Source organism: Mycobacterium sp. 852002-53434_SCH5985345, assembly GCF_001667155.1.
Lineage (GTDB): Bacteria > Actinomycetota > Actinomycetes > Mycobacteriales > Mycobacteriaceae > Mycobacterium.
In genome coordinates, this window is record NZ_LZIE01000061.1 from 36,581 (window position 1) to 62,223 (window position 25,643).

Here is a 25,643-nt window from a genome sequence, read left to right on the forward strand (position 1 = left end):
CCGCTGTGATCCACTTCACACGGACCCAATAGGTGGCCCCCCATGCACGCGCTGACACGACTCGGAACATGTGCGGCGGTGATCACCGTGGTGATCACCCCGGCGGCGGCGCTCGAAAACACCAAGGCGGCCGCCGAGGGCGGCACCACGGTAGCCCTGGACAACTACTATCGGCGCTGCGATTTCAGCCGCGTCGGCGTAGCCCCCAAAGTGCCCCGGCCCGGGCTGGGCACCGGTTCGGCCCAGATCCATACCTCCGGGTCAAAAGCGGTCGCCGAGGTGCACCTGTACGACGAGCCCGAGCCGGGCACCCACTTCGACGTCGGGCTCATCCAGATGCCGCGGCCGTCGTCGAGTCCCTGCGGGCCGGGTGATCCGGGCACCGCCTTCTCCGGCATGGACATCGACCCGGCGGGCAACGGAACGGCGACCGTCCAAGACACCATTCGGCCCGGCACCACTGGCGTGTGGGTGATTATCGAGCGGTCCAACCCGAACTCGCAGAATCCGGCGGAGTTTTACACGTCCGAGTTCGTGGCACCGGTATAAGCCCCCCTCCCTGCCAGGGAGTGCCATAAGTCCCTATCTCGACGCCGCGGTCAAGTGCTCCGATAAAGGAGATCGCCGAATGACCGGCGCCGCATGAGAGGTACGGCAATGAACGTTCCACAACAGTCGCAGACGACACGCTTCTTCTCCCGCGTGCTCGGTCCCTTCCTCGTGATTGTCGATGTGACGGCGGTGGCGCGCGCGTCCGACATGCAATCGCTGCTGTCGCAGTTCGAGGCGAACTCGATGTGGACCTTCGTCACCGGCGCCTTCATCTTGTTGCTCGGCCTGACCATTGTCGCCGCTCACCAGAACTGGCGCGGCGCCGCGGCGGCCATCGTTTCCCTGCTCGGCTGGCTGATCGTGTTGCGGGGCCTGCTGCTGGTGGCCTTCCCCAAGTTCTTCGCCTCGCTGGCCAACGACATGATCGGCGCGCAAGCCTGGTGGATAGCGGCGTGCGTCGTCTTCGCCGTTGTCGGTGTGTACCTGACCTACGTCGGCTGGGCACCGGCACCGACGCGGCCGACGTCGCAGGGCGCCGCGGCCAGCCCGGATCTGCCGCGAGCCGCGTGAGCGACACCGGGTCTACGCCGAACCGGCCGACGCAGCGCGAAGGTTCGGAGGAACTCACCGGCGACATCGGCACCGCGGTGCCGCCCGAGTTCGACGCGCCGGCAACCGCCGCCGCCGCGGCGCTCGAGGACACACCGACGCTGAGCCCGGGCTCGGCGCTGCTCGTCGTCACGCGCGGGCCCAACGCCGGCGCACGGTTCACCTTGACCCAACCCGTCATGGCGGCGGGCCGGCATCCCGAAAGCGACATCTACCTCGACGACATCACCGTCAGCCGTCGGCACGCCGAAATACGTAGCGAGGGTGGCCAATTCCGCGTCGTCGACGTGGGCAGCATGAACCGCACCTATCTGAACCGGGAGCCCGTCGACTCGGCGGTGCTGGCCAACGGTGATGAAATCCAGATCGGCAGGGTACGTCTGGTTTTCCTCACGGGCGCGTAGCGTCACTCCCATGAGCGACTACGCCGTCGAGGCGGTGGACAGGCTGCCCTTCTCCACGGAGGAGAAATCGCAGCGCTACCAAACCGAAAACTACCGCGGGGCCGTCAGTCTCAACTGGTATCGCACCGATCCCACCCTGCAGTTCACCATGGCGTACTACCTGCAGCCGGATGAACTGGCGGTCCTAGAGCCGCATCTGGTGCGCATGGGCGAGCTGATGGGCGGTCCGGTCGCGCGATGGGCGGAGGAGACCGACCGCAACCCACCCCGGCTGGAGCGTTACGACCGCTGGGGACACGACGTCAGCCAGGTCGTCATGCCGGTCTCCTTCACCCAGTCCAAGCGCGCGGTCCTGGATGCCCAGCAGGCCCTGCGCGACGACGCGCGCGCCGCCAAGGTGAGCTCGGGCCTGGGCCTGTTCGCGTCCAACTATCTGCTCAACCAGGCCGATATCGGGATGGGCTGCGCGCTGGGCACCGGCGGCGGCATGGTCCAGTCGCTGGTGGCCGGGTACGCGCCGGCCGACGTGCGAGAGCACGTGCTGGCCAAGTTCGCCTCGGGCGAGTGGGCGGGCGAGACGGCGCAACTGCTGACCGAACGCACCGGCGGCTCGGACCTGGGTGCGCTCGAGACGACGGCGACACGCGCTGGGGACGCGTGGATTCTCAACGGCTTCAAGTGGTTTGCGTCCAACTGCGGCGGCGAGGCGTTCGTTGTGATGGCCAAGCCGGAGGGCGCACCCGACTCGTCGCGGGGCATCGCCAACTTCCTGGTGCTGCGCACCCGCCGCGACGGGTCGCGCAACGGGGTGCGGGTGCGCCGTCTCAAGGACAAGCTCGGCACCCGATCGGTGGCCTCCGGCGAGGTGGAATTCGTTGACGCCGAGGCGTTTCTGCTGTCCGAGAAGGCGAGCGGCTCAGCAGGGCAAGCGGGACCGTCGGACGGCAAGGGGCTGGGCCGCATGATGGAGCTGACCAACGCCGCGCGCCTCGGCATCGCCCTGTTCGGGCTCGGCAACGCGCGCCGCGCCCTGGTCGAGTCGCTGTGTTACGCCCGGCGGCGGCAGGCGTTCGGCGGCGCGCTCATCGACAAGCCGCTGATGCGGCGCAAGCTCGCCGAGCTGGTCGTCGACGTCGAAGCCGCGCAGGCGATGGTTTTCGACGGCACCGGTGCCACCAACCATCGCCAGCCCCGCAGCATGCGGCAGCGCATCGCCGTGCCGGTCACCAAGCTCAAGGTCTGCCGGCTCGGGATCACCGCCGCGTCCGATGCGATCGAAATCCACGGCGGCAACGGCTATATCGAGACCTGGCCGGTGGCCCGGCTGCTGCGCGACGCGCAGGTGAACACCATCTGGGAGGGGCCCGACAACATCCTCTGCCTGGATGTGCGGCGCGGCATCGAGCAGACCCGCGCCCATGAGCCGTTGTTGGCGCGGCTGCGTGACGCGGTGTCGGTTTCCGATGACGACGACACCACCAGGCTGGTCGCGGGGCGCATCGAGGACTTGGATGCGGCGATTACGGCATGGTCCAAACTGGACCGCGACGTCGCCGAGGCGCGGCTGTTCCCGCTGGCCCAATTCATGGGTGACGTGTACGCCGCGGCGCTGCTCACCGAGCAGGCCGCCTGGGAGCGTGCCATCCGCGGCGGGGAGCGCAAGGCGCTGGTCGCCCGGCTCTACGCGCAGCGGTATCTCGCCGACCGCGGCGCGCTGCGCGGCATCGACGCCGACTGCGACGAGGCGTTGGAGCGGTTCGACGAACTGATCGACGGCGCGCTGACGGTCGACCCCTGACAGTGATTCGTCGGGCCTCAGTGGGGTATCAGCGGACGCGTCGGCACACCGTGGTAGCGATGCGGGTCGGGTAAGCGCCTGCGGCGCACCATGTGTAGCAGAACCAGAACCGACGCCGCCGCAGCGTAGACGCACCACAGTGATGCGAACCCCCGGGTGTAGAGGACGGCGACCACGATCAGCCCGACCAGGTTGAGCAATCCGAAAGCGACGATCGATCGATAGCCCGACATCACCGCCCCCCCGATGACAGCCACGATGTAGAGCACCGCCCACACAGCGCCGTTCTCGACGCCGGTGTGGTAACTCAACGCATGTGGAAGCCTGCGCACGCTGACCGGATTGGCCAGGACGGCGAAGGCGAGGTACGACGACACGACGACACCGAGCAACACGAACGGCGCCACTCGTAACCGGGCCCCCTTCGGTTCGAGAAGTAGCACCGCCAGCGGAACGTACGTCGGCAACAACGCGAAGGCGATCAGTACATACGCCAGAACCGCCAGATGTGCGACGCCGACGGACCGGTCACCGTCCTTGGCCGCCCATACGACAGCTTCGATGAACTGGTGCAGGGAGAAGATAGTCGGCAGCAGCGCGAACGGCAGCTCCCGCGGGTGTTTCACCTCTCGCAGTGACACCGCGGCCACGGGCAGCAACGCGGTCCCTGCCACCAGGTCAGCCGTCATCGAGAAACACACATTGCCAATGCTGCCATGGGGCTTGCGCGCGCAACTCGTGTGGAACTCAACTCGCGCTCGGTCACTGCCCACACTGCCGCCACGCCACTCGAACGGCTGCCTGCCACCTGGGACATCGCTGAGAGTTTCGCGGGCAGCGCGTGTCCGGGTACGGAGTGGGTAAGACCGGGTGCGGAGACGCAAAACGAGCACCATGTGGTCGCCGATGGCTACCCATCGGCGATCTCAGCGCCACTGCCGAACGGAGATGATCCATCTGTCTGACACCGTCTTGCATGTGCCGACGACCACGCCGGGCGTGGTAGTCGACGAGACCCGAAGGCCCGTTACGCCGACTGCGAGCACGCCTCCGCCGCGGCGGGAAGGTTGAGCAATGTCGCCTGTCACCCAAGGCCCCATGGGGCGTTTGACATCCGAGCTACGCCTGATCAGCCGCAACCCGAGCCACTTCCGAAGTGGCCGGTGGTACCTACTGGCCGATGGCTTGCTGCTGATTGCTCTGGGCACAGCCGGGTTCGTCTCCGCCGGCGTCCATCCCCACGCCCCGCCCGTCGGCGCCCCGCTGCTGGGACTCGCGTTGACACCCTGGCACAGCGCACTACTGTTCGGGTTTGGGGTGTTGGCCGTCTTCGGCGCGGTCCAGCGCCGCGCGGCGGTCGCCGTAACTGCGCTCAGCTCGTTGGTTTTCGTGGCTCTGGTGATCATCGGCGCGATCTTCGCGACGCATCACACGCCTGGACCGCTCGGCTTCGAACCGCGCGACATCGTGTTGCACGGCGTGCTGGCGGTGGCAAATTTTGCTGTCCTGTACTGGCTCATCCCCGACGCGCTGGAGGGGCCGGATTGGGTCCCGCGCCGGGGCACTGAGACCGGGCAGCGCACAGAGCCGGCCACGCCGCCGGCGGGTCCGGCCGCCTAGCTGCCCCTTAGACCGGGATCAGCCCGTGCTTACGGGCCGTGCGGAACCACAACTGCTTGTCCCGCAACAGCTTCAACGACTTGCGCAGCAACAACCGGGTCTGGTGCGGGTCGATGACCGCGTCGATGAAGCCGCGTTCGGCGGCGGTCCACGGGATCGCCATGTTGAGGTTGTAGCCCTCGATGAAGTCCTTCTTGATCTGCTGCGCCTCGGGCGTCGTCGGGTCGGGGAACCGCTTCATCAGCAGCTGCGCGGCGCCCTCCGCGCCGATCACCGCGATACGCGCGGTGGGCCAGGCGAAGTTGAAGTCGGAGGTCAGCTGCCGGGATCCCATCACGGCGTAGGCGCCACCGTAGGACTTGCGCACGGTGATCGTCACCTTCGGCACGTCGGCCTCGACCACCGAGTAGAGGAACCGGCCGCCGCGCTTGATGATGCCCCTCTTCTCCTCCTCGGCGCCCGGCAGGAAGCCCGGGGTGTCCACCACGAACACCAGCGGGACGTTGAACGCGTCACAGAACCGGATGAACCGCGCGGCCTTGTCGGAGGCCTCGTTGTCGATCGACCCGGCCAGGTGCATGGGCTGGTTGGCGATGACGCCGACCGGGCGCCCGTCGACGCGGGCGTACCCGGTGATGATGGCCGGCCCGTGCTGCGCGGCGACCTCGAGGAAGTCGCCGTCGTCGAAGATGCGCAGCAGGATTTCGTGCATGTCGTAGGCCGCGTTGTCGGAGTCCGGCACGATCGTGTCGAGCTCCAGGTCGGTCGGCGTGACCTCTAGCTCCAGCCCGGGGTTGACGATCGGCGGATTGTCGAAGCAATTGGACGGCAGGAATGACAGGAAGTCACGCACGTACTGGAACGCTTCGGCCTCGGAATCCACCACCTGGTGGATGTTGCCGTAGCGGGCCTGCGCGTCGGAGCCGCCGAGCTCGTCGAGGGTGACGTCCTCGCCGGTGACCTCCCTGATGACGTCGGGACCGGTGACGAAGAAGTAACCCTGATCGCGCACCGACACGAGCAGATCGTCTTGGATCGGCGAATACACCGCTCCCCCAGCGCATTTGCCGAAGATGAGGGAGATCTGCGGGACCAGACCGGACAGCGCCTCGTGGCGACGGCCCAGCTCGGCGTACCACGCCAGCGAGGTGACCGCGTCCTGAATCCGGGCACCACCCGAGTCCTGGATGCCGATGATCGGGCACCCAACCATCGCGCACCACTCCATCAGCCGCGCGACCTTGCGGCCGAACATCTCGCCGACCGTGCCCTGGAACACCGTCTGGTCGTGGGAGAACACCCCGACCGGCCGGCCGTCGATCATGGCGTGCCCGGTGACGCAGCCGTCACCGTAGAGCGCGTTCGGGTCGTTCGGCGTTTTGGCCAGCGCCCCGACCTCGAGGAAGGTGCCCGGATCGACCAGTGCGTGGATGCGGGCGCGGGCACTGGGAATGCCCTTCTGGTCGCGCTTGGCGACCGCCTTCTCACCTCCCGGCTCCTTGGCCAATTCCAGGCGAACGTGCAGCTCGGCCAGCTTTTCAGCTGTCGTGTGAGCGCGAGAAGGCTCCGCACCGGTCACTACTTGCCCACCTCACTCGTCCGGCGGCGCCCCGCCTCGATGTTGTCCAGCGCCTCGGTCATGTGCGCCCCCACCTTCGCGATGATCGGCTCGTCGATGGCCTGGATGTGTTCCCCACCGATCGGCACGACCTCGAGGTCGGCCACGTACTCACCCCAGCCGCCGTCCGGCTGACGAACCGCATACCGCGGCTCGAACTCGATGACGTCGTCATGGTAGCGATCCGCCATGTAGAGCGTGACGTGACCGTCGTACGGCTCGATCTGGACCGTTTCCAAGGCGCGGTTGTCCAGGTATGACGTGCGCTGGTGCTCGATGATCCCGCCCGGGACCTGCACGCCGCTCTGCTGGACGATCTCCAACACGAACTTGACCTGGCCCTCGTCGTCGAGCTCCTCGAGCTGCTCGTAGGGGATCGCGGGAATCTCCACGTTGAAGGTGCGCTCGGCGAACCTCGCGTACCGGTCCCACCGCTTGCGGGTCTCCTCCCTGGTCTGCGGGATCTCCTCGCCGGCCCGGACCGTGTCGATCATGCCGACGAACGCGACGTTGGCGCCCATCCGCTTGAGCCCGATCGCGCAGGCATAGGCCAGGGCGCCACCCAGTGACCAGCCCACCAGGATGAACGGCTTGTCGCCGTTGATCTCGAGCAGTTTGGGCACGTATTGGGCGGCCCGTTCCTGCACGGTGCCCTCGACGCGCTCGAGCCCGTACATCGGGGTGTCCGGCGGCAACCGCTTGAGCAGTGGCTCGTAGACCACCGTCGAACCGCCGGCCGGGTGGAAGACGAAAACCGGTATCTGCGAATCGTCTTGCGGCGCCCGGATGGTGCGCACGAATCCGTCGAGCTCGCCGGCCTCGAGGTAGCTGCGCACCTTCTCGGCCAGCGCCTCGATGTTCTGCGACGTCAGCACGTCCTCGACGGTGATCGGGCCCTCGGCCCGCTCGGAGAGGCGCTGCGCCATCTTCGCGGCCTGCTCGTCATCCAGCTTGGGCAGCGGGTTGAAGATGCCGCCCGGGGACTTGCCGGTGACGATCGCCCACGTCGCGAACGTGACCCGTTCGGAGGCGTCGCGCGGCGGCACGTCGGAGTTGAGCGCCTTGGTGACCGCCTCCTGGTTGAGCGCTTGTGCGGCGCCCGCGAGGTTGGGCTTTGCCTGCCCGGCGCCATTTCCCTTGGGTCCCGACGGGTCCGTGGGCGGTGGCGGGAGGGGCGCGTCGGAGGCCGGCGGCGGCGCCTCTTGCGTCTGCGGCTCGGCCTGCGGATCGGGTGCCGGCGCCGTCACCGTGGCCGGCGTCGCGCCGCTCACCATCTCCGCCTGCATCCGGGCGATCTCTTCGGGTGACTGCGTCTTCTGGTATTCGTGCAGCTGCTCGACCTCGTCGCGGTGCTCGACCGCGTACTTGATCAGCTCCTCGATGTTGTAGAGGTTGGCGTCGCGGACCGCCGTCAATTGGATCGGCGGCAGGTCGAAGTCGTACTCGACGCGGTTCTTGATCCGCACCGCCATCAGCGAGTCCAGGCCGAGCTCGATCAGCGGCACCTCCCACGGCAGGTCCTCTGGTTCATAACCCATGGCCGAGCCGACGATCAGGCCCAGGCGCTCCGCGACGGTCTCGCCCGACTCCGGCGACCATTTGCCCATGCTGGCCGAGAAGTACCGGTTGGTCAGGCTGTCCGTCAGGGTTTCGGCGTCGGCCTCCTCGACGGGCGTCTCCGGCGCGGCCGCCGCCCCGTTGGACGGGGCGGTGATCGCCGCTGCGGCACCGACCGCGGCCGGCAGGGCGACGCCGGCTTCCCCGGCCCGGGCCACCAGCGCGTCGTAGACCAGCGTGAAGGACTCGTCGATGCGGGCATGCACCTGCACCGACGCGCCGCCGGGGTGCCGGGTCAGCGTCGTCACCAGCCGGGCGCCCTCGCCGGGAACCGCACGCTGTTCGGCCGCCGCGAGTTGCGCGTCCGGAAGCACCTCGGCCGCAGCGGTTTTCACCAGGGCGGCGAGGTCCGTCGCACCGCGGGGGTGGAACTCCCAGACGTGGCGGCCGTCGGGCAGCGCGACATGGTTGCCCGGCATGAGCGCCGAGCTGCCGCCGTGCGCGAAGTGCACGTCCAGCCAGTGCTCCTTGCGCTTGAACCGGGTCGGCGGGATGTTCGCGTAGTCTGCCGGTCCGGCGGCACGGGTGAACAGCGTCCAGATGTTGAGGTCGTGGCCGTAGACGTAGAGCTGCGCCATGGTCGAGACCATCGACTCGACCTCGTCCTGCTTGCGGGCCAGCGTCGGGATCAGCTGGGCGTCGTGCAGCCCGGCCGCGGCCGTGGTCAGTCCGACCTGCATGAGCGCGACCGGATTGGGCGCAAGCTCCAAGAAGGTGGTGTGCCCGCTGTCGACGGCGTTACGGACGCCGTGGGTGAAGTAGACGCTGTGGCGCAGCCCCTTCTTCCAGTAGTCGACGTCGTGGATCGGCTCGCCGCCGGGCTTGATGTAGGTGCCCTCGTGCACGGTCGAGTAAATCCCGACGGTCGGGCTCGTCGGCTTGATGCCTTGCAGCTCCGCGGCGAGCTCCCCGAGCAGCGGGTCCATCTGCTGGGTGTGGCTGGCGCCCTTGGTCTGGAACTTGCGGGCGAACTTGCCCTCGGACTCCGCGCGGGCGATGATCGCGTCCACCTGCTCGGGCGGACCGCCGATGACGGTCTGCGTGGGGGCGGCGTAGACGCACACCTCCAGGTCCGGGAAGTCGGAGAACACCGTCTTGATCTCGTCGGCGGAGTACTCCACCAGCGCCATCAGCCGGATGTATTCGCCGAACAGCATCGCCTCGCCCTCACCCATCAGGTGCGAGCGCGAGCAGATGGTCCGGGTGGCGTCGCGCAGCGACAAACCGCCGGCGAAGTACGCCGACGCCGCCTCACCCAGCGACTGACCGACCACCGCGGCGGGCTTGGCGCCGTGATGTTTGAGCAGCTCGCCCAGCGCGATCTGGATCGCGAAGATGGTGACCTGGGTGGTCTCGATGCCGTAATCCTGCGAGTCGTCGAGGATCAGCTCGAGCACCGAGTAACCCAGCTCGTCCTGGACCAGCGCGTCGACCTTCTCGATCCACTCGGCGAAGACCTCGTTGCGCAGGTACAGGCTCTTGCCCATCTTGCGGTGCTGCGCGCCGAACCCGGCCAGCACCCACACCGGGCCGTTGGTCACCGGCCCGTCGACGCTGAACACGCCCGGCCGCTGCTTGCCCTCGGCCACCGCGCGCAGGCCCTTGATGGCCTCTTCGTGGTCGTGCGCCAGCACCACCGCCCGGGAGCGGCCGTGGTTGCGCCGCGACAGCGCCCGCCCGATCGATTCCAGCGACGACGCCTGACCCTCCGGGCTTTCCATCCAGTCGGCCAGCTCGGCGGCCGCCGCCTTCTTGCGCGAGGTCAAGAAGGCCGAAACGGCCAGCGGGATCAGGGGTTTGGTCGGCTCCTCCGCCTCCTGCGCGGCGAGCTCCTCCAGTGCGATCTCTTTCAGCCGCAGCGCCTCGTCGGTGACGCCGGGCAGCTCGTAGTCTTCGTCCTCCTCGGCCGCCTCGGCGTCCGGGATGATGTTGCCGAAGTCGTCGAAGCGCAGCGCGTGACTCTCCATGGTGGGGGCATCGGCGGTTTCGGCCGCGGCCTGCGGTTCGGGCGCGGGCTCGGGTTCGCGTTCGATCACGTCGCGCGGCAGCACCTCGCGCACCACCAGGTGCGCGTTGGCACCGCCGAAGCCGAAGCTCGACACCCCGGCCAGCGCGTAGCCGCCGTACCGCGGCCAATCGGTGGGCTGGTCGATCACCTTCAGGCGCATCGCGTCGAAGTCGATGTAGGGGCTGGGCCCGGCGAAGTTGATCGACGGCGGCAGCTTGTCGTGCTGCAGGGCCAGCACCACCTTGGCCATGCTGGCCGCGCCGGCCGCCGACTCCAGGTGACCCACATTGGTTTTCACCGCACCCAGCAGAGCCGGGCGATCGGCCGGACGTCCCCGGCCGACGACGCGGCCCAGGGCCTCGGCCTCGATCGGGTCGCCCAGGACGGTCCCGGTGCCGTGCGCCTCGATGTAGTCGACGGTGCGCGGGTCGATGCCGGCGTCCTTGTAAGCCCGGCGCAGCACGTCGGCCTGCGCATCCTGGTTCGGCGCGATCAGGCCGTTGGACCGGCCGTCGTGGTTGACCGCGCTGCCCGCGATCACGGCCAGAATCTGGTCGCCGTCGCGGCGGGCGTCGTCGACCCGCTTGAGCACCAGCATCCCGCCACCCTCGGAGCGGGTGTAGCCGTCGGCGTCCGAGGAGAACGACTTGATCCGGCCGTCGGGGGACAAGACTTGGCCGATCTCGTCGAAACCGAGCGTCACCACGGGCGTGATCAGCGCGTTGACGCCACCGGCGACCGCGACGTCGGCCTCGCCGTTGCGCAGGCCCTGCACGGCCTGGTGGATGGCCACCAGCGAGCTCGAGCACGCGGTGTCGACGGCGACCGACGGACCGCGGAAGTCGTAGAAGTAGGAGACCCGGTTGGCGATGATCGACGTCGCGGTGCCGGTGATGGCGTAGGGGTGCGCGACGGTCGGGTCGGACACCGCCAGGAAGCTGTAGTCGTTGTTGGAGACTCCGACGTAAACGCCGACGGACTGTCCGCGCAAGCTCGACGCCGGGATGTGCGCCTGCTCGAGCGCCTCCCAGGTCAGCTCCAGCGCCATCCGCTGCTGCGGGTCGATGTTGTCGGCTTCGGTCTTGGCCACCGCGAAGAACTCGGAGTCGAAACCCTTGATGTCCGTCAGGTAGCCGCCGCGGGTGCGGGCCTTCGCCAGCCGCTCGGCCAGCCGCGGCTCCTCCAGGAACTCTTCCCAGCGCCCCTCCGGCAAGTCGGTGATGGCGTCGCGGCCCTCCATCAGCGCCCGCCACGTCTCGTCGGGGGTGTTCATGTCGCCGGGCAACCGGGTCGACAAGCCCACGATCGCGATGTCGACACGGTCGGCCGGGCCGTTGCGCGTCCAGTCCGAAACGTCGTCGCCCGAGGTGTCGATCTCGGGCTCGCCCTCGATGATCCGCGTGGCGAGCGACTCGATGGTCGGATGCTGGAACGCCACCGCGACCGACAGCGTGACACCGGTCATGTCCTCGATGTCGGCGGCCATCGCCACGGCGTCGCGCGACGACAGGCCCAGCTCGACCATCGGTACCGACTCGTCGATGTCGTCCGGTGACTTCCCGACGGCCCGGCCCACCCAGTTGCGCAGCCACTCGCGCAACTCGGGGACCGTCATTGTGCGCCGCTTCTCAGCATCGCTTCGTCCCCCGCAAGCGGGAGGTGCCCCCACTGCATCATCGCCGGCGCCCAAGTCGGTCTTCGTGTTGGGCAGATTCTCCTGCTGGTCTTGGGGGTCGTCTAGTTCAGCCATGGTTCCTGGGTTCAGTCGTTAGCGCCGGCGAAGGCGGTCGGGGAACCGACGCCGCTACGCAGGCTGCCGTCGAGGTAGGCGGCGCGGCACGCGCGGCGCCCGATCTTGCCGCTGGAGGTGCGCGGAATCGTTCCGGCCTGCACCAGCAGCAGGTCGCGGACGGTCACCCCGTGACGGACGGCGATGGCCGCCCGGATCTCGTCCGCGATCGGCTGGTAGTCGAGCTTGTGCGTGCCGGGGGCACGCTCGGCCACGATCACCAGCTGCTCGGAGCTGTCATCGCGGTCGTGCTTCAGGCCCGTGTGCGGGTTGTCGAACACCACCTGCGGCAGCTCGTTGGCCGGGACGGAGAACGCGGCCACATATCCGGTGCGCAGGGCCCGGCTGGCTTCCTGCGCCGAGTACTCCAGGTCCTGCGGGTAGTGGTTGCGGCCGTCGATGATGACCAGGTCCTTGATCCGGCCCGCTATGTAGAGGTGTCCGTTGTGGTAGGTGCCGTAGTCGCCGGTGCGAACCCACAGCCCATCGTCCTCGGCTCCCTCGGCGTGCGACTTGCTGATGCGCGACTTGAGGATATTGCGGAAAGTCTCCTGGGTCTCCGCCTCCCTGCCCCAGTAGCCGAGGCCGAGGTTCTTGCCGTGCAGCCAGATCTCGCCGATCTGGTCGTCGGGCAGCTCGCTGGCCGTATCGGGGTCGACGATGACGGCCCACTCGTCGACACCGATGACGCCCGCCGAGACCTGCGCGACGGCTTTCGGCGCGTCGGGGGCCACCTCGACGAAGCGTTGCCTGTTGAGCTCGTCGCGGTCGACATGGATGACGGTGGGCGCTTCGTCCATCGGCGTGGTGGACACGAACAACGTCGCCTCGGCCAGGCCGTAGGACGGCTTGATCGCCGTCTCCCGCAGGCCGTACGGCGCGAACGCCTCGAAGAACTTGCGCATCGACGCGGGGGACACCGGCTCACTGCCGTTGAGGATCCCCTTGACGTTGCTCAGGTCCAGCGGCGGCTCGCCCTCCTTGGGCACGCCGCGCACCGCGGCGTGCTCGAACGCGAAGTTGGGGGCGACGGTGAACAGTTCGGAGCCCGGCTCGTCGTCGGGCTTGCGCGCCATCTCGCGGATCCAGCGGCCGGGGCGGCGCACGAACGCGGCCGGCGTCATGAAGGTGAAGTTGTGGCCCAGAACCGGGGACAGCAGTGCCGTGATCAGGCCCATGTCGTGGAAGAAAGGCAGCCAGGACAGGCCGCGGTCACCCTCCTTGCCTTCCAGCCCGTTGAGCACCTGCAACACGTTGGTGGGCAGGTTCAGATGGCTGATCATCACGCCGGTCGGGGTCCGGGTGGAACCGGACGTGTACTGCAGGTAGGCGATGGTGTTCTCGTCGGCCTCGGGCTCCACCCAGGTAGAGGCCACCTCGGTGGGCACCGCGTCGACGGCGATCACCCGGGGCCGTTCCTTGGCCGAACGGGCGCGGATGAACTTGCGGACGCCTTCGGCGGCCTCGGTGGTGGTCAGGATGGTCGACGGCGTGCAGTCGTCGAGCACGGCGTGCAGCCGGCCCACGTGGCCCGGTTCGCCCGGGTCGAACAGCGGCACCGCGATCCGGCCGGCGTACAGCGCGCCGAAGAAGGCGATCAGGTAGTCCAGGTTCTGCGGGCACAGGATGGCGATGCGGTCACCGGGCTGGGTGACCTGCTGCAGCCGGGCGCCCACCGCCCTGTTGCGGGCGCTGAAGTCGCGCCAGACGATGTCGCGGTACACCCCGTCGCGCTCGGTGGAATAGTCGATGAAACGGTAGGCCAGCTTGTCGCCACGAACCCTCGCCCACTTCTCAACGTGCTTGACCAGGTTGGTGTTGTCCGGGAACCTGATCTTTCCATTCACGATGAACGGGTTGTGGTAAACCATGCCGCGCTCCTGTCACACCTGTTTTAGGTCGGCGACGCCGACGTTGTTGTCCTCTGGTCGGCCACGCCGACGGTTTCCATCTCTACGCGGGCCAGCCCTCGCGAGGCGCCTCGGGCGCCAGCCTCCTGCTGATCACAGGCCGGCGTCTACCAGGACCGGGTCCGCAACAAAGTCTTATAGCTCTTAAATTCCTCTTAATGTTAAGGGGCTGCCCGCAGCACACCAAATCACAAGGTACCGCTGATCTGCACCCGCAACGGGCTCCTGGCTGCTGTGTCCCGCGGCCGGTCATCCATGTTTGGGGTGCGGCGCATTGTTGATCAGTCCTTGAACCCAATTCAAGGTCCAATCCGTCGCAGCCTGCCCGTCGGCGTTCCAGAACTGCGTCGTCGCGTACAAGGCGTGGATGGGCTGCCCGCCATTCCCCGCCAGGGTGTTGAGCGTGTTGGGCAGGTTGGCCACGCTGAACGCCTCTTGCGGCGCGGCGCAGATGAGGTCGCCGGGCGCGCAGATCTCGTTGGTCTTGTCGTTGAGCGCGCCGAAACCACCGGGCCGGGCTCCGGTCATGGTCAACCCCAGCCCGGACAGCACCGGCACCTCGTGCAGCGTGACCTCGGCGCCCTGCCCCGGCGGATTGGGCCCGATGTCGTTGCCCACCCCGGGCTGACGGCGACCGTCGGCGATCAACGTCACACCGAGCACCAGGTCGTCGTCGACGGGTCCCCGACCGTTGCCGATGTCGCTGGCGATGTCACCGGCGATCACCGCGCCCTGGGAGAAACCCGTCAGCACGTAACTGGTGAGCGGGCACTTGGCGTTCATGTCCGTCATTGCCTGGACCGTCGCGCGGGTGCCCTCGGCGCGGCTTTCGTTGTACGACATCTGCGTGTCACCGCCGAGGGGGTTATGGAACTGCGCGGTGTAGGGGGTGGTGTACTCCTGCACCCGGGACGCGGGGAACTGCTGGCTGACCGCCGTGGTCACCTTGTGCAGCAACGCGTTGGGGAATTGCATCGGGTTGATCGGATCGTCCTGCGGGGCGGACTCCCAGGTGCCGGGGATGTTGACCAGCTGGACGTCGGGGCACGACGCGTCCTGCGAAGCGGGGCGGGGCTTGTGCGGGTGGGTGGTCGTCGACGGCGAAGGCAGGACGCCGGGCGGCACCGCGCTGGGCGGCGACTCGCGGTTGCGCAGCAAGACCACCACGGCCACGATCACCAACAACACCACGACCGCCATCGCACACGCGGCGGCCCAGGCGAGGACTCGGTGGCGCTTACGCCGGGCGTTGGTAGCCATGTTCTCCTGCTAGCAGAGTGGGTGGATCGCGACGCGGTCCTCCCGACCCCTGCCGCACACCACTACACGGTACCGGCTCCCCCGACTGGATCCGCCGGGCAGCGACCCGCAGCGCCCCGCTACCGAATGGCGCCGACGATGTCGCCCGACATGGCCCCCAGTTGCCCCGACCACGAGCCCCAGCCGTTGTCGCCGCCGCCCGGGAAGTCGAAGTGACCGTTGTGCCCGCCGTTGCTGCGGTACTGCTGATAGAACTCCCGCGAGCTGCCCATCGCCGCGCCCGCCTGGCCAATCATGGCGGCGTCGTCGCCGCCCATATTCGTCGGGCTGTAGACCCAGACGCGAGTGTTGTTCTGCGCCAGCAACGACGCGTGCACGTAGGGGTCGTGCCACTTCCACCGACCGAGCTGCGGGGCGCCCCACATCCCGTTGCCGTCCACACCGCCGAATTGTTGCAGGCCGGCCAGGATCGCCCCGTTGTAGTTGGTGCTCGATGGGTACAGGAATCCGGACAGCGAACCGGCGAAGCCGAAGCGGTCGGGGTGGAACGCGGCCAGCGCCATCGCGCCGTAGCCGCCCTGCGAGGCGCCGACGGCGGCGTGGCCACCGGGCGCCAGGCCCTTGTTGGCGGACAGCCAGTTGGGCAGCTCGCTGGACAGGAAGGTGTCCCACTGCTTGCTGCCGTCCTGCTCCCAGTTGGTGTACATGCTCCACGCACCGCCGGCGGGCGCCACCACCGAGATGCCCTTACCGCCCAGCGTGTTCATCGCGTTGCCCGCGGTGACCCAATTGCTGACGTCCGGCGCCGCATTGAAGGCGTCCAGCAGATAGACCGCGTGCGGACCGCCGGCCAGGAAGGCGACCGGGATGTCGCGGCCCATCGCCGCCGACGGCACCATCAGGCTCTCGTAACCGGCCGCCCGAGCCCGGCCGGCGGGCCCGCCCGTCACCGTCACGCCGATCAAGCCGACCGCCAGCGCGGCCACCGAGATCATCCGAAGAAGCGCTGGCATACCCCGCACGACCCTCATGTCCACCCTCCATCGTCTAGTCGCTGTGGAGCACATTAGCCAGCGCCGTAGTTCCCCCGCCCGCGGGGTAGTGAAACAAATCACACACCAAAACAACCAGCGGCGGAAACCCCTGGGGGTTTCCGCCGCCAGTCGCGTCGTTCTTGGACTTAGGTGCCCTGGCCGGTCTGACCGTTCCCGGCAGGAGTCGCGGCCGTGGCCGGACCGGCGCCCGGGGTTGCACCCAGGGTCGCCTGCAGGTCAGGCTTCATCGCCTGCAGCTGCGCGCCCCAGTACGGCCAGTCGTGCGTGCCGTTGGCGTCGAAGTTCCACACCGCGTTGTTGCCGCCGGCGGCCTTGTACGCGTCCTGGAACTTCAGGTTGCTGGTACGCACGAAGCCCTCCAGGAACTTCGCGGGCAGGTTGTCGCCACCGAGGTCGGACGGCTTGCCGTTACCGCAGTACACCCAGATGCGGGTGTTGTTCGCGACCAGCTTGCTGACCTGCAGCGACGGGTCGTTGCGCGCCCACGCCGGGTCGCTCGACGGCCCCCACATGTCGTCCTTCTTGTAGCCACCGGCGTCACCCATGGCGAGGCCGATCAGCGACGGACCCATGCCCTGCGACGGGTCCAGCAGGGCCGACAGCGAGCCGGCGTAAACGAACTGGTTCGGGTGGTATGCGGCGAGGATCAGGGCCGACGAACCGGCCATCGACAGACCCACGGCGGCGTTGTTGGTCGACTTGACCTGCTTTTGCGCCGCGAGGTACGCGGGCAGCTCGCTGGTCAGGAAGGTCTCCCACTTGTAGGTGGTGCAGCCGGCCTTACCGCAGGCGGGCTTGTACCAGTCGGAGTAGAAGCTGGACTGGCCGCCGACCGGCATGACCACGGCGATGCCCGACTGGTTGTACCACTCGAACGCCGGGGTGTTGATGTCCCAGCCGTTGAAGTCGTCCTGGGCGCGCATACCGTCGAGCAGGTAGAGCGCGGGCGCGTTGGCCCCACCGCTTTGGAACTGAACCTTGATATCGCGGCCCATCCCTGCGGAAGGAACCTGCAGGTACTCCACCGGCAGACCGGGGCGCGAGAACGCGCCGGCGGTCGCCGAGCCCCCCACGGCGCCAATCAGGCCCGAGAGCAGGGCCGCACCAGCGGCCGCCACCACGAGCCGGCGCGGCATACCTGCCACGGCGCCGCGAAACCTGTCGACAAGCGTCATCCTTGCTTCCTCATCCTTCTCGGCGCGCCCAGCATCCGGACGCGTCCTTGATTTGGGTCGTACTGCATGCGATCAGGCGCAGCAGTGCTCGTGTAGTCAACCACACCTGTAGCCGTCGAGTCGCATCGAGACCGCACCGCAAAGCGTCAGTCGGCGATCGTTACCCGATGTTTTCCAGGCCAAACGCCGGCGCCGTTGGCGGCGTTTTCGCATGTGCTTGGGCACTTGTGCCAGCTGGTGAAGGCCCAAATGTGAAGTTGCTGGCAATCTTTCGCGGGCGTGGATCGTGATCGTTTTGAGATTGGCCGAAAATTCTTCTGCGCGCGGCTTACTCGCGAGACGGCGGCGGGACCTCTTCGGGCACCGGCAGTCCGCATCTGGCGAGCTCGTAGCGCGGAACCCGGTCGATCCGGTACTTGGTGAATTCATAGGAATGCACCAGGTTGGAGAGGAATCGGTGCGGGGTCATCGGTGCGCGCACCGAACTCAGCACCGCCTTGGTCTCGGGGCATTGCAAGGCGGTTACCGCCTCCGCGACCCATTGCATGTCCAGATAACCCGGGATACCGGGATACACCTTCACCCATGGTCCGTCGGCGATCACCCAATCCGGGAAGAGGTTCTTGTCGTGGCCGATGCGGCCGTGCTTCAACCGTTCCGTGTGTTGCGCAAGCGGATTGGCCAATCCGATCTGGTCGATCACCCTGACGTCCAGCCCGACGTTCATTCCCACCATGCCGAGGTTGGTGAAAAACACTGTGTGCTGCGGCTTTTCGGGGGGCTTGCCGGGGCCAGGCTGCGCCTGCGGCACCAGGTCCCACTGGATGTAATTGCCCGACGGCAGCAGTAACGCGCCGTCGGGGGTGTTCTCGAGGGCCGTCAGGATGGCCGCCATCCGCGGATAACCCAGGTAGTCGGCGGCGGTCAGTGGATGCGCGTGCCCGGTGGCCTGCGCGTAGAAGCGCCGCTCGTCGACGATGCCGGAGTAGGTCACGTGGGTGGCGTCGTCACCCATCCCCGGCGAATTGGCCGCCCACAGTGACCAACCCGCCACACCCAGCCAGAGCGCGCCCGCCGCACCGGCCACCCAATAGCCCGTCTCCCGCGAGTAGTCCTGGCCGTCCGGTATCGCCACCGGGATCACGGCCACCGGGGCCAGCAGGCAGAACAGCGGCGCCAGCAGCACCCGCCCATGCATGAAGTCGCCGCCCTGCCGGATCCAGTAGAGCGCCTGCAGCAGGCCGCTCACCAGAACGAAGGCCACGACGGCCGGGGGGCTTTGGACCGCCCGGGCCAGCCGACCGTAGTCGGGCGAGAGCGCGGGGCGCAGGAACGACGGCCGTCGGCGGGCCGCGAGCAGCAGCACCCCCAGCGGCACGAGGAGCACCACCGGCACCCAGACCACGTAGGGCGCGTCGAAATTCGAGAGGTAGATCATGCCCTGGGACCACTTGTCGCCGGCCGCATCCTTGGCCAGGGCGGTGCCGGGCACCAGCAGGCCGTAGTAGCCCATCCGGAAGATCTCGTAGCCCACCGGCAGCAGGCCACCGGCGACCACGACCAGCACCCGGCGCCGCCACGTCCGCGCCGCGATCAGCATCATGATCAGCGCCAGCCCGCCCATCAGCGCCAGGTCGGGCCGAACCAAGACGCTGAAACCGGCCACGAACGCCAACACCCCGATGAAGAGCCTGCGATCCGGGCGGTTGCGCACCGGCTGGGCCCAGCACACCATCATCCACCAGAGCAGACCGAGGTAGGCCAGCGTCAGCCCGCTCTCCAGCCCCGAGGTGGCGAAGTCACGCGCGGGCGGCAGCGCGACGTAGACCAACGCCCCGGCGGGCAGCATGACCGCCCTGCGGCCCCGCAGGCTGGGCGCATACAACCGGGCGGCCCCCAGCATCAGGAGCACCACGCCCAGCACCGAGAGCGTCAGGGCCAGCGCCAGCGCCACGTATTCCATGCGCATCGGCCCGCCCACCCAGCTGCCGACGTACATCAGGTAGGTCCAGGCCGTGGAGGTGTTGGCCTCCACGCGCTCGCCCTGATTGAAGACCGGGCCGTTGCCGGCCAGCAGGTTGCGGACCGTGCGCAGCACGATCAGCCCGTCGTCGGCGATCCAGCGCCGCTGCCAGGCACCCCAGGCGAACAGGACGGCGACCACCACCACGCTGATCCACAGGCTGACCCTGACCATGGCGGTGTAGGGGAATACCGGCCAGCCCAACCGTCTGATGACCGGCCGGCCGCGCATCATGCGCGCCTTGAGGGCCTGCAGTTCGGAGCTAGCCGAAGGCAACGGCGGCTCCAACTGTCGCGATCCACGTCACCGCCAGCAGCTGCAGCACCCGGTCCCGCAGCGCGATGTCCTCGGGCTCGCCCGCCAGCCCGCCGTCCACGTCCACCGCGTACCGCAGGATGGCGATGGTGAACGGGACCATGGACACCACGAACCAGCCCGCCGCGCCGTGCTCCCGGTCGAACGCCCACAGCCCGTAGCAGACCACCAGCGCCGTGGCCGACAACGTCCAGACGAACCGCAGATAGGTGCTGGTGTAGTTCTCCAGCGCCTTGCGGATCTTGGCCCCGGTGCGCTCGGCCAGTTGTAGCTCGGCGTACCGCTTGCCGGCCACCATGAACAGCGACCCGAACGCCATCACCAGCAAGAACCACTGGGTCAGACGGATGTCGGTGGCCGCACCCCCGGCGATGGCCCGCAGCAGATAGGCCGACGACACGATGCAGATGTCCATCACCGCTTGATGTTTCAGGCCATAGCAGTAGCCCAGTTGCATTGCGAGGTAGACGGCCAGCACCAGCGCCAGATTGGGTGTGATCCACCAGCCGATAACCAGTGCGGCGATTCCCAGCACCACCGCCAGGGCGTAGGCCAGCCACTCCGGCACGACGCCCGCGGCGATCGGGCGGAACCTCTTGGTGGGGTGCTCGCGGTCGGCCTCGACGTCGCGCGCGTCGTTGATCAGGTAGATCGACGACGCGGCCAGGCAGAACGCCGCGAACGCGCCCAGGGCCGGGTAGGCCTTGTCCAGCACGTCGTGCAAGTGGTAGCGGACCGGACCGCCCAATGCGGCCAGCGGCGCGGCCAGCACCAGGACGTTCTTCACCCACTGGCGCGGGCGAATCGCCTTGACCACCCCGATCACCACGTTGCCCGGGGGCCCGGTCACCACGTCCTCACTCATTCGGCCAGACCTTCCGCGCCCGGCCCTCGAGCCGGACGGTGATTCGGGCGACGATGGCTCCCAGGGCGATGCCGCACGCCACGTCGCTGGGATAGTGCACCCCCAGCAGCATCCGCGACAACGCCATCGGGGGAACCAAGACGGCGGGCAGCGGCAGACCGGTGATCCGGCCCATCAGGATGGCCGCGGCCGTCGTCGAGGTGGCATGCGCTGACGGGAAACTCAGCTGGCTGGGCGTGCCGACGTTCACCACGACGGCCGGATCGTTGGGCCGCTTACGCCGCACCACCCGCTTGACCAACACGGCGGCGGCGTGCGCGGCGAATGCGCCGGCCCCGGCCAGCAGCCACTCCACGCTCCGCTTCGGCATCAGCAGCGCACCCACCGCCGCCATGGCCAGCCAGCCGATGCTGTGCTCGCCGAAATGCGACAGACCGCGCGCGGCCGTCAGCACGCCGGGCCGGTCGGCCAAGGCCGACTGCACAGCCACCAGCGCGGCCACCTCACCCGTAGGGGGTGGCGATTCAGGCATGCTCTCGCTCGGCAGGTAGCAGCGCCGTCTCCCACTTCTGCTTGCTGGACAGCACGGGCAACGCATCCCGGTACGTTTTGCGCATCTCATCGAACCGGCTCGCCAGCCGGCGCTGCCGCCGCAGCGAGGCGAACAGCAGCTGGAACATCTTGCGGCGGTCGCGCTGCCGGTAGACCACCCCGCACCCGTCGGCGGTCGTCACGGTGACGCCGTCGACGGTGCACAACCGGAACCAGCGCGCGTCCTGGGTGGGCACGTTGAACTCCGGGCGCCGGTGGGCTTCGGGGTCGGCCTTGGTTGCGTTGTGCGCGATGCCGCGGGCCAGCCGATAACCGATCGACAGCGGGTTGACCGGCGGCTTCATCGCCCTCGTCTTGTTCGCCGGCGGGGGCAGTTCGCTCGCCGCCGGCAGCACCACCGCGTCGGGGTATTCCTTGCGCAGCCGATGCACCTCGGGCAGAGCGGATTCCAGGATCGAGAAAATGTGCTCGGGCCCGGCCAGAAAGTCGTCGATGGCCCGGTTCTGGATAGCCACCGTCGAATACTCAAGGCAGGCAAGGTGTTTCAGGGTCGCCTTCAGGTGACTGCGAACCAGCCCGGTGACATCGCCGTCCCAGTGCATCGCGGCGACCACCAGCCGGTTGCGCAAATGGAAGTAGGCCTGCCAGTCGATGGCGTCGTCCTTGTCGCTCCAGGCCATGTGCCAGATCGCCGCACCCGGCAGCGTCACCGTCGGATACCCGTGCTCCCCGGCGCGCAGGCCGTATTCGGCGTCGTCCCACTTGATGAACAGCGGCAGCGGCTGGCCCAGCTCCTCGGCGACCTGACGCGGGATCATGCACGTCCACCAGCCGTTGAAGTCGACGTCGATGCGCCGGTGCAGCAGCGCGCTCCGAGCGTTCTTGTCGTTCAACGGGAATTGGGCGAAGTCATGGTCGTACTCCGCGTGCGGTGCGGCGGTCCACATGAAGTTCGACTGGTTGACGACCTCGCCCATGATGTGCAGGTGCGACGGCTCCTGCAGGTTGAGCATCTGGCCGCCGATGAGCATCGGCGTCTTGGCGAAGCGGTGCAACGCGAGCACCCGCAGGATTGTGTCCGGCTCGATGCGGATGTCGTCGTCCATGAACAGAATCTGTTGGCAGTCGGTGTTTTTCAGCGCCTCGTACATCACCCGGCTGTAGCCGCCGGAACCACCGAGATTGGGCTGGTCGTGGATGGACAGCCGGTTGCCCAGGCCGGCGGCGGCGGCCGGGAAGTCCGGGTGATCACGCACCTTGCGCACGCCCTGGTCGGGGACGATCACCGCCCCAATCACCTCGTCCACCAACGGATCCGCGGTCAGGTCGGCCAGCGCGTTGACGCAGTCGGCGGGCCGATTGAACGTGGGGATGCCGACGGCGATGTTGGCCGCGCCCGGGGCGGGCTCGGTCGCATACCAGCCACCGCTCACCAGGTTGACCACGGTGTCGGTGGTGATGTCGAACCAGACCCAGCCGCCGTCCTCGAACGGCCTGAGCGGCACCTCGATCTCGACGATGGCCGGCTGGTCGTCGGTGCCGACGAATTGGCGGCCGTCCACAGAGATCCGCACTCCGGTGGCCTTCGTCCGGTACACGTCGACGCGGCCGGTTCCGGTCAACTCGACCCGCAGCACCACCGAGGTACAGATCGACCAGCGGCGCCAGTAGCTCGCGGGGAACGCATTGAAGTAGGTGGCGAACGACACCTCGGACTCTTTGCCGATCTCCAGCGAAGTGCGGCTGGTCGCGTGCGCGCGCCGCGCATTGGTGGTCGATTCCTCCAGGTACAGCTTGCGCACGTCCAGGGGCTCACCCGGACGCGGCAGGATGATTCTGGAAAGCAGGCTTACAGCAGTCATCAGGCGCCGCTCCTCCCCCTCGCTTCGATCTGCGTCGTCGCCGGCGCGCTTGCCCCCGCGCCTTCTTCCACCAGAGGTGCGCCGTCGCGCAGGTGCGGTGCGACGGTGTTGTCGTACATGTTCAGTGCACTGGCAACCGCCATGTGCATGTCCAGATATTGATAGGTGCCCAACCGGCCACCGAAAAGCACCTTGGCGGAGGCGGTTTCGGCCTTCGCCCGCGCTCGGTACGCGGCCAGCAGGGTGCGGTCGGCCTCGGTGTTGATCGGGTAGTAGGGCTCGTCGTCGTCTTCGGCGAATCGCGAGAACTCCCGCATGATCACCGTCTTGTCGGTGGGGTAGTCGCGCTCGGTGTGAAAGTGCCGGAACTCGTGGATGCGGGTGAACGGCACGTCGGGATCGTTGTAGTTCATCACCGGCGTTCCCTGGAAATCCCCGATCGGCAACACTTCCACCTCGAAGTCCAGTGTGCGCCAACCGAGCCGGCCCTCGGAGTAGTTGAAGTAGCGGTCCAGCGGGCCGGTGTACACGACGGGCGCGTCCGGGCTTTCCGCGCGCAGCTGGTCGCGAACCTCGAACCAGTCGGTGTCCAGCCGCACCTCGATGCGGTCGTCGGCGGCCATGTTCTGCAGCCAGGCCGTGTAGCCGTCGACCGGTAGGCCCTCGTAGGTGTCGCTGAAGTACCGGTTGTCGAAGGTGTAGCGCACCGGCAGCCGGGTGATGTTGGCGGCCGGGAGCTCCTTGGGATCGGTCTGCCACTGCTTGGCCGTGTAGCCCTTGACGAACGCCTCGTACAGCGGCCGGCCGATCAGCGAGATCGCCTTCTCCTCTAGGTTCTGCGCGTCCTCGGTTTTGATCTCGGCGGCCTGCTCGGCGATCAGCCGGCGCGCCTCGTCCGGGGTGAAGTATCTGCCGAAGAACTGCGACACCAGGCCCAGCCCCATCGGGAACTGGTAGGCCTGCCCGTTGTGCATGGCGAACACCCGGTGCCGGTAATCGGTGAAGTCGGTGAACTGCCGGACGTAGTCCCAGACCCTCTTATTAGAGGTGTGGAACAGGTGGGCGCCGTACTTGTGGACCTCGATGCCCGTCTGCGGCTCGGCCTCGGAATAGGCGTTGCCACCGATGTGCGGGCGGCGTTCCACGACGAGCACGCGCTTCCCGAGTTGGGTGGCTGCGCGCTCGGCAATGGTCAGGCCGAAGAATCCAGAGCCGACGACGAGGAGATCGAAACGAGCGGTCATCGGTTGCTTAGGGTATCCGACCGCGTGGGTCTAACCCATCTGGCGAGGCCAGGGAGTCCGCCTTCGGCCGAATGACGGTGCGGGCGGGACACCTCAGCGGCCCGATCACAACCGGGGTCGCAATTACCTCACGATTCAATATCACCACTCTAGTCACAGCAATCTCACTCGTACCATCGACTCTGTGTGGTTCTCGCCAGCTAGGACGGCGGACCGCACCGAAACAACACAGTTCAGATGAGTTGTCCAGATTGAGGAGACTTCCGTGCCGAACCGACGCCGACGCAAGCTTTCGACAGCCATGAGCGCGGTCGCCGCCCTGGCAGTGGCGAGTCCTTGCGCATACTTCCTTGTCTACGAATCGACGGCCGGCGGCAAGCAGCCCGAGCACCACGACTTCAAGCAGGCTGCCGTGATGACCGACCTGCCCGGCGAGCTGATGGGAGCGCTGTCGCAGGGGCTGTCGCAATTCGGGATCAACCTGCCCCCCGTGCCCGCGCTGAACGGGGGCACCGCCGCCAGCACTCCGGGCCTGACCAGTCCCGGCCTGGGCACTCCAGGGCTCGGTACGCCAGGGCTCACCAGTCCGGGCTTGACGAGCCCGGGACTCACCAGTCCCGGCCTGACCAGCCCCGGCTTGACGAGCCCGGGTCTGACGAGTCCAGGCCTGGCGAGCCCAGGTCTGGCGAGCCCAGGCCTGACGCCCACGACGCCGGGACTCACCGCGCCCGGCGCGCTGCCGACCACCCCGGGCGCCGGAGTGGCGACCCCGGGCGCGGGACTCAATCCGGCGCTTTCCAACCCCGGGCTGACCAGCCCGACCGCGGTCACGCCCGGACTGGGCACCCCGACAGCCGCGGGTGAAGTGCCGATCACCGCTCCGGCCAGTTTGGATCCGGGCGCTGATGGCACCTACCCGATCCTCGGCGACCCGTCGTCCTTCGGCAGCGGTTCGCCGCTCGGTGGCGGTGGCACCGGCCTGGGCGGCGGCAGCGGCAGCGGCAGCGGCGGCGGCGGCCTGGTCAACGACGTGATGCAGGCGGCCAACCAGCTGGGCGCCGGCCAGGCCATCGACCTGCTCAAGGGCCTGGTGATGCCGGCGATCACGCAGGGTATGCAGCACGGCGCCGCGGGTGCACTCCCGGGTGCCGCCGGTGCCCTGCCGGGCGCCGCGGGTGCATTGCCGGGTGCCGCCGGTGCCCTGCCGGCCGCCGCGGGCGCTCTGCCGGGTGCCGCAGGCGCTCTGCCGGGTGCCGCGGGGGCCCTGCCGGCAGCCGCGGGCGCTGCCGGTGCGTTGCCGGCGGCGGCGGCTGCCGCGCCGGTCCTGCCACCCGTGTAGACCTCAGGGGAACCCTTCAACCAGACGG

Annotated in this window: 18 protein-coding genes; 6 read left to right on the forward strand and 12 right to left on the reverse strand. The window is 68.1% G+C overall.

Going from position 1 to position 25,643, the window contains the following annotated elements; all coding sequences use genetic code 11:
- The first annotated feature begins 42 nt into the window (after positions 1–42).
- The 4 genes from A5756_RS14605 to A5756_RS14620 all read left to right on the forward strand — a co-directional run bounded on the left by A5756_RS14605 (position 43) and on the right by A5756_RS14620 (position 3,363).
- Positions 43–549, forward strand: a complete 507-nt coding sequence (locus A5756_RS14605; protein ID WP_066953429.1) for a hypothetical protein — start codon at positions 43–45, stop codon at positions 547–549.
- 108 nt (positions 550–657) lie between these two features.
- Positions 658–1,122, forward strand: coding sequence for a hypothetical protein (locus tag A5756_RS14610; RefSeq protein WP_066953431.1), 465 nt, complete (start codon positions 658–660; stop codon positions 1,120–1,122).
- A complete protein-coding gene (locus A5756_RS14615; protein ID WP_066953433.1) occupies positions 1,119–1,565 on the forward strand; it encodes an FHA domain-containing protein in 447 nt (148 codons plus the stop codon). Before A5756_RS14610 ends, A5756_RS14615 begins: the two co-directional genes overlap by 4 nt.
- A 10-nt stretch (positions 1,566–1,575) precedes the next feature.
- On the forward strand, positions 1,576–3,363 hold the full coding sequence (locus A5756_RS14620; RefSeq protein WP_066953435.1) for an acyl-CoA dehydrogenase family protein: 1,788 nt from the start codon (positions 1,576–1,578) through the stop codon (positions 3,361–3,363).
- A gap of 17 nt (positions 3,364–3,380) precedes the next feature.
- Here the strand turns inward: A5756_RS14620 and A5756_RS14625 are convergent, their stop codons facing one another.
- Entirely contained in the window at positions 3,381–4,052 is a 672-nt protein-coding gene (locus tag A5756_RS14625) for a DUF6629 family protein (RefSeq protein WP_082948311.1), read from the reverse strand.
- Between the two features lie 385 nt (positions 4,053–4,437).
- Between A5756_RS14625 and A5756_RS14630 the strand changes: the two genes are divergently transcribed.
- Positions 4,438–4,983 (forward strand): DUF4383 domain-containing protein, encoded by a 546-nt coding sequence (locus A5756_RS14630; protein ID WP_066953439.1) that lies wholly within the window; start codon positions 4,438–4,440, stop codon positions 4,981–4,983.
- Between the two features lie 7 nt (positions 4,984–4,990).
- On the opposite strand, the gene A5756_RS14635 is transcribed toward A5756_RS14630, so the two are convergent.
- The 11 genes from A5756_RS14635 to glf all read right to left on the reverse strand — a co-directional run bounded on the left by A5756_RS14635 (position 4,991) and on the right by glf (position 24,276).
- Positions 4,991–6,562, reverse strand: coding sequence for an acyl-CoA carboxylase subunit beta (locus A5756_RS14635; RefSeq protein WP_066953441.1), 1,572 nt, complete (start codon positions 6,560–6,562; stop codon positions 4,991–4,993).
- Entirely contained in the window at positions 6,562–11,841 is a 5,280-nt protein-coding gene (gene pks13 / locus A5756_RS14640; protein WP_066953443.1) for a polyketide synthase Pks13, read from the reverse strand. The genes A5756_RS14635 and pks13 overlap by 1 nt, the downstream gene beginning before the upstream one ends.
- Positions 11,842–11,987: 146 nt before the next feature.
- Complete coding sequence (gene fadD32 / locus A5756_RS14645; RefSeq protein ID WP_066953445.1) at positions 11,988–13,886, reverse strand: long-chain-fatty-acid--AMP ligase FadD32; 1,899 nt, start codon at positions 13,884–13,886, stop codon at positions 11,988–11,990.
- Between the two features lie 288 nt (positions 13,887–14,174).
- The gene (locus tag A5756_RS14650; protein ID WP_066953447.1) at positions 14,175–15,185 is read right to left on the reverse strand and encodes a cutinase family protein; all 1,011 of its coding nucleotides are present in this window, start codon (positions 15,183–15,185) and stop codon (positions 14,175–14,177) included.
- A gap of 119 nt (positions 15,186–15,304) precedes the next feature.
- The gene (locus tag A5756_RS14655; protein WP_066953609.1) at positions 15,305–16,207 is read right to left on the reverse strand and encodes an esterase family protein; all 903 of its coding nucleotides are present in this window, start codon (positions 16,205–16,207) and stop codon (positions 15,305–15,307) included.
- A gap of 158 nt (positions 16,208–16,365) precedes the next feature.
- Positions 16,366–17,415 (reverse strand): esterase family protein, encoded by a 1,050-nt coding sequence (locus A5756_RS14660; RefSeq protein ID WP_066953449.1) that lies wholly within the window; start codon positions 17,413–17,415, stop codon positions 16,366–16,368.
- Positions 17,416–17,743: 328 nt separating this feature from the next.
- The gene (gene aftB, locus A5756_RS14665) at positions 17,744–19,714 is read right to left on the reverse strand and encodes a terminal beta-(1->2)-arabinofuranosyltransferase (RefSeq protein WP_304441118.1); all 1,971 of its coding nucleotides are present in this window, start codon (positions 19,712–19,714) and stop codon (positions 17,744–17,746) included.
- On the reverse strand, positions 19,701–20,618 hold the full coding sequence (locus tag A5756_RS14670) for a decaprenyl-phosphate phosphoribosyltransferase (protein ID WP_066953453.1): 918 nt from the start codon (positions 20,616–20,618) through the stop codon (positions 19,701–19,703). Before A5756_RS14670 ends, aftB begins: the two co-directional genes overlap by 14 nt.
- Positions 20,611–21,150: a phosphatase PAP2 family protein gene (locus A5756_RS14675; protein WP_066953455.1), complete on the reverse strand. Its 540-nt coding sequence runs from the start codon at positions 21,148–21,150 to the stop codon at positions 20,611–20,613. The genes A5756_RS14670 and A5756_RS14675 overlap by 8 nt, the downstream gene beginning before the upstream one ends.
- Positions 21,143–23,032 carry a glycosyltransferase gene (locus tag A5756_RS14680; RefSeq protein ID WP_066953457.1) on the reverse strand — a complete coding sequence of 630 codons (1,890 nt, stop codon included), beginning with the start codon at positions 23,030–23,032 and terminating at the stop codon, positions 21,143–21,145. The genes A5756_RS14675 and A5756_RS14680 overlap by 8 nt, the downstream gene beginning before the upstream one ends.
- Positions 23,032–24,276 carry a UDP-galactopyranose mutase gene (gene glf / locus A5756_RS14685; RefSeq protein ID WP_066953460.1) on the reverse strand — a complete coding sequence of 415 codons (1,245 nt, stop codon included), beginning with the start codon at positions 24,274–24,276 and terminating at the stop codon, positions 23,032–23,034. The genes A5756_RS14680 and glf overlap by 1 nt, the downstream gene beginning before the upstream one ends.
- Positions 24,277–24,541: 265 nt before the next feature.
- Between glf and A5756_RS14690 the strand changes: the two genes are divergently transcribed.
- The gene (locus A5756_RS14690; RefSeq protein ID WP_197505417.1) at positions 24,542–25,615 is read left to right on the forward strand and encodes a PirG; all 1,074 of its coding nucleotides are present in this window, start codon (positions 24,542–24,544) and stop codon (positions 25,613–25,615) included.
- Positions 25,616–25,643: the final 28 nt, after the last annotated feature.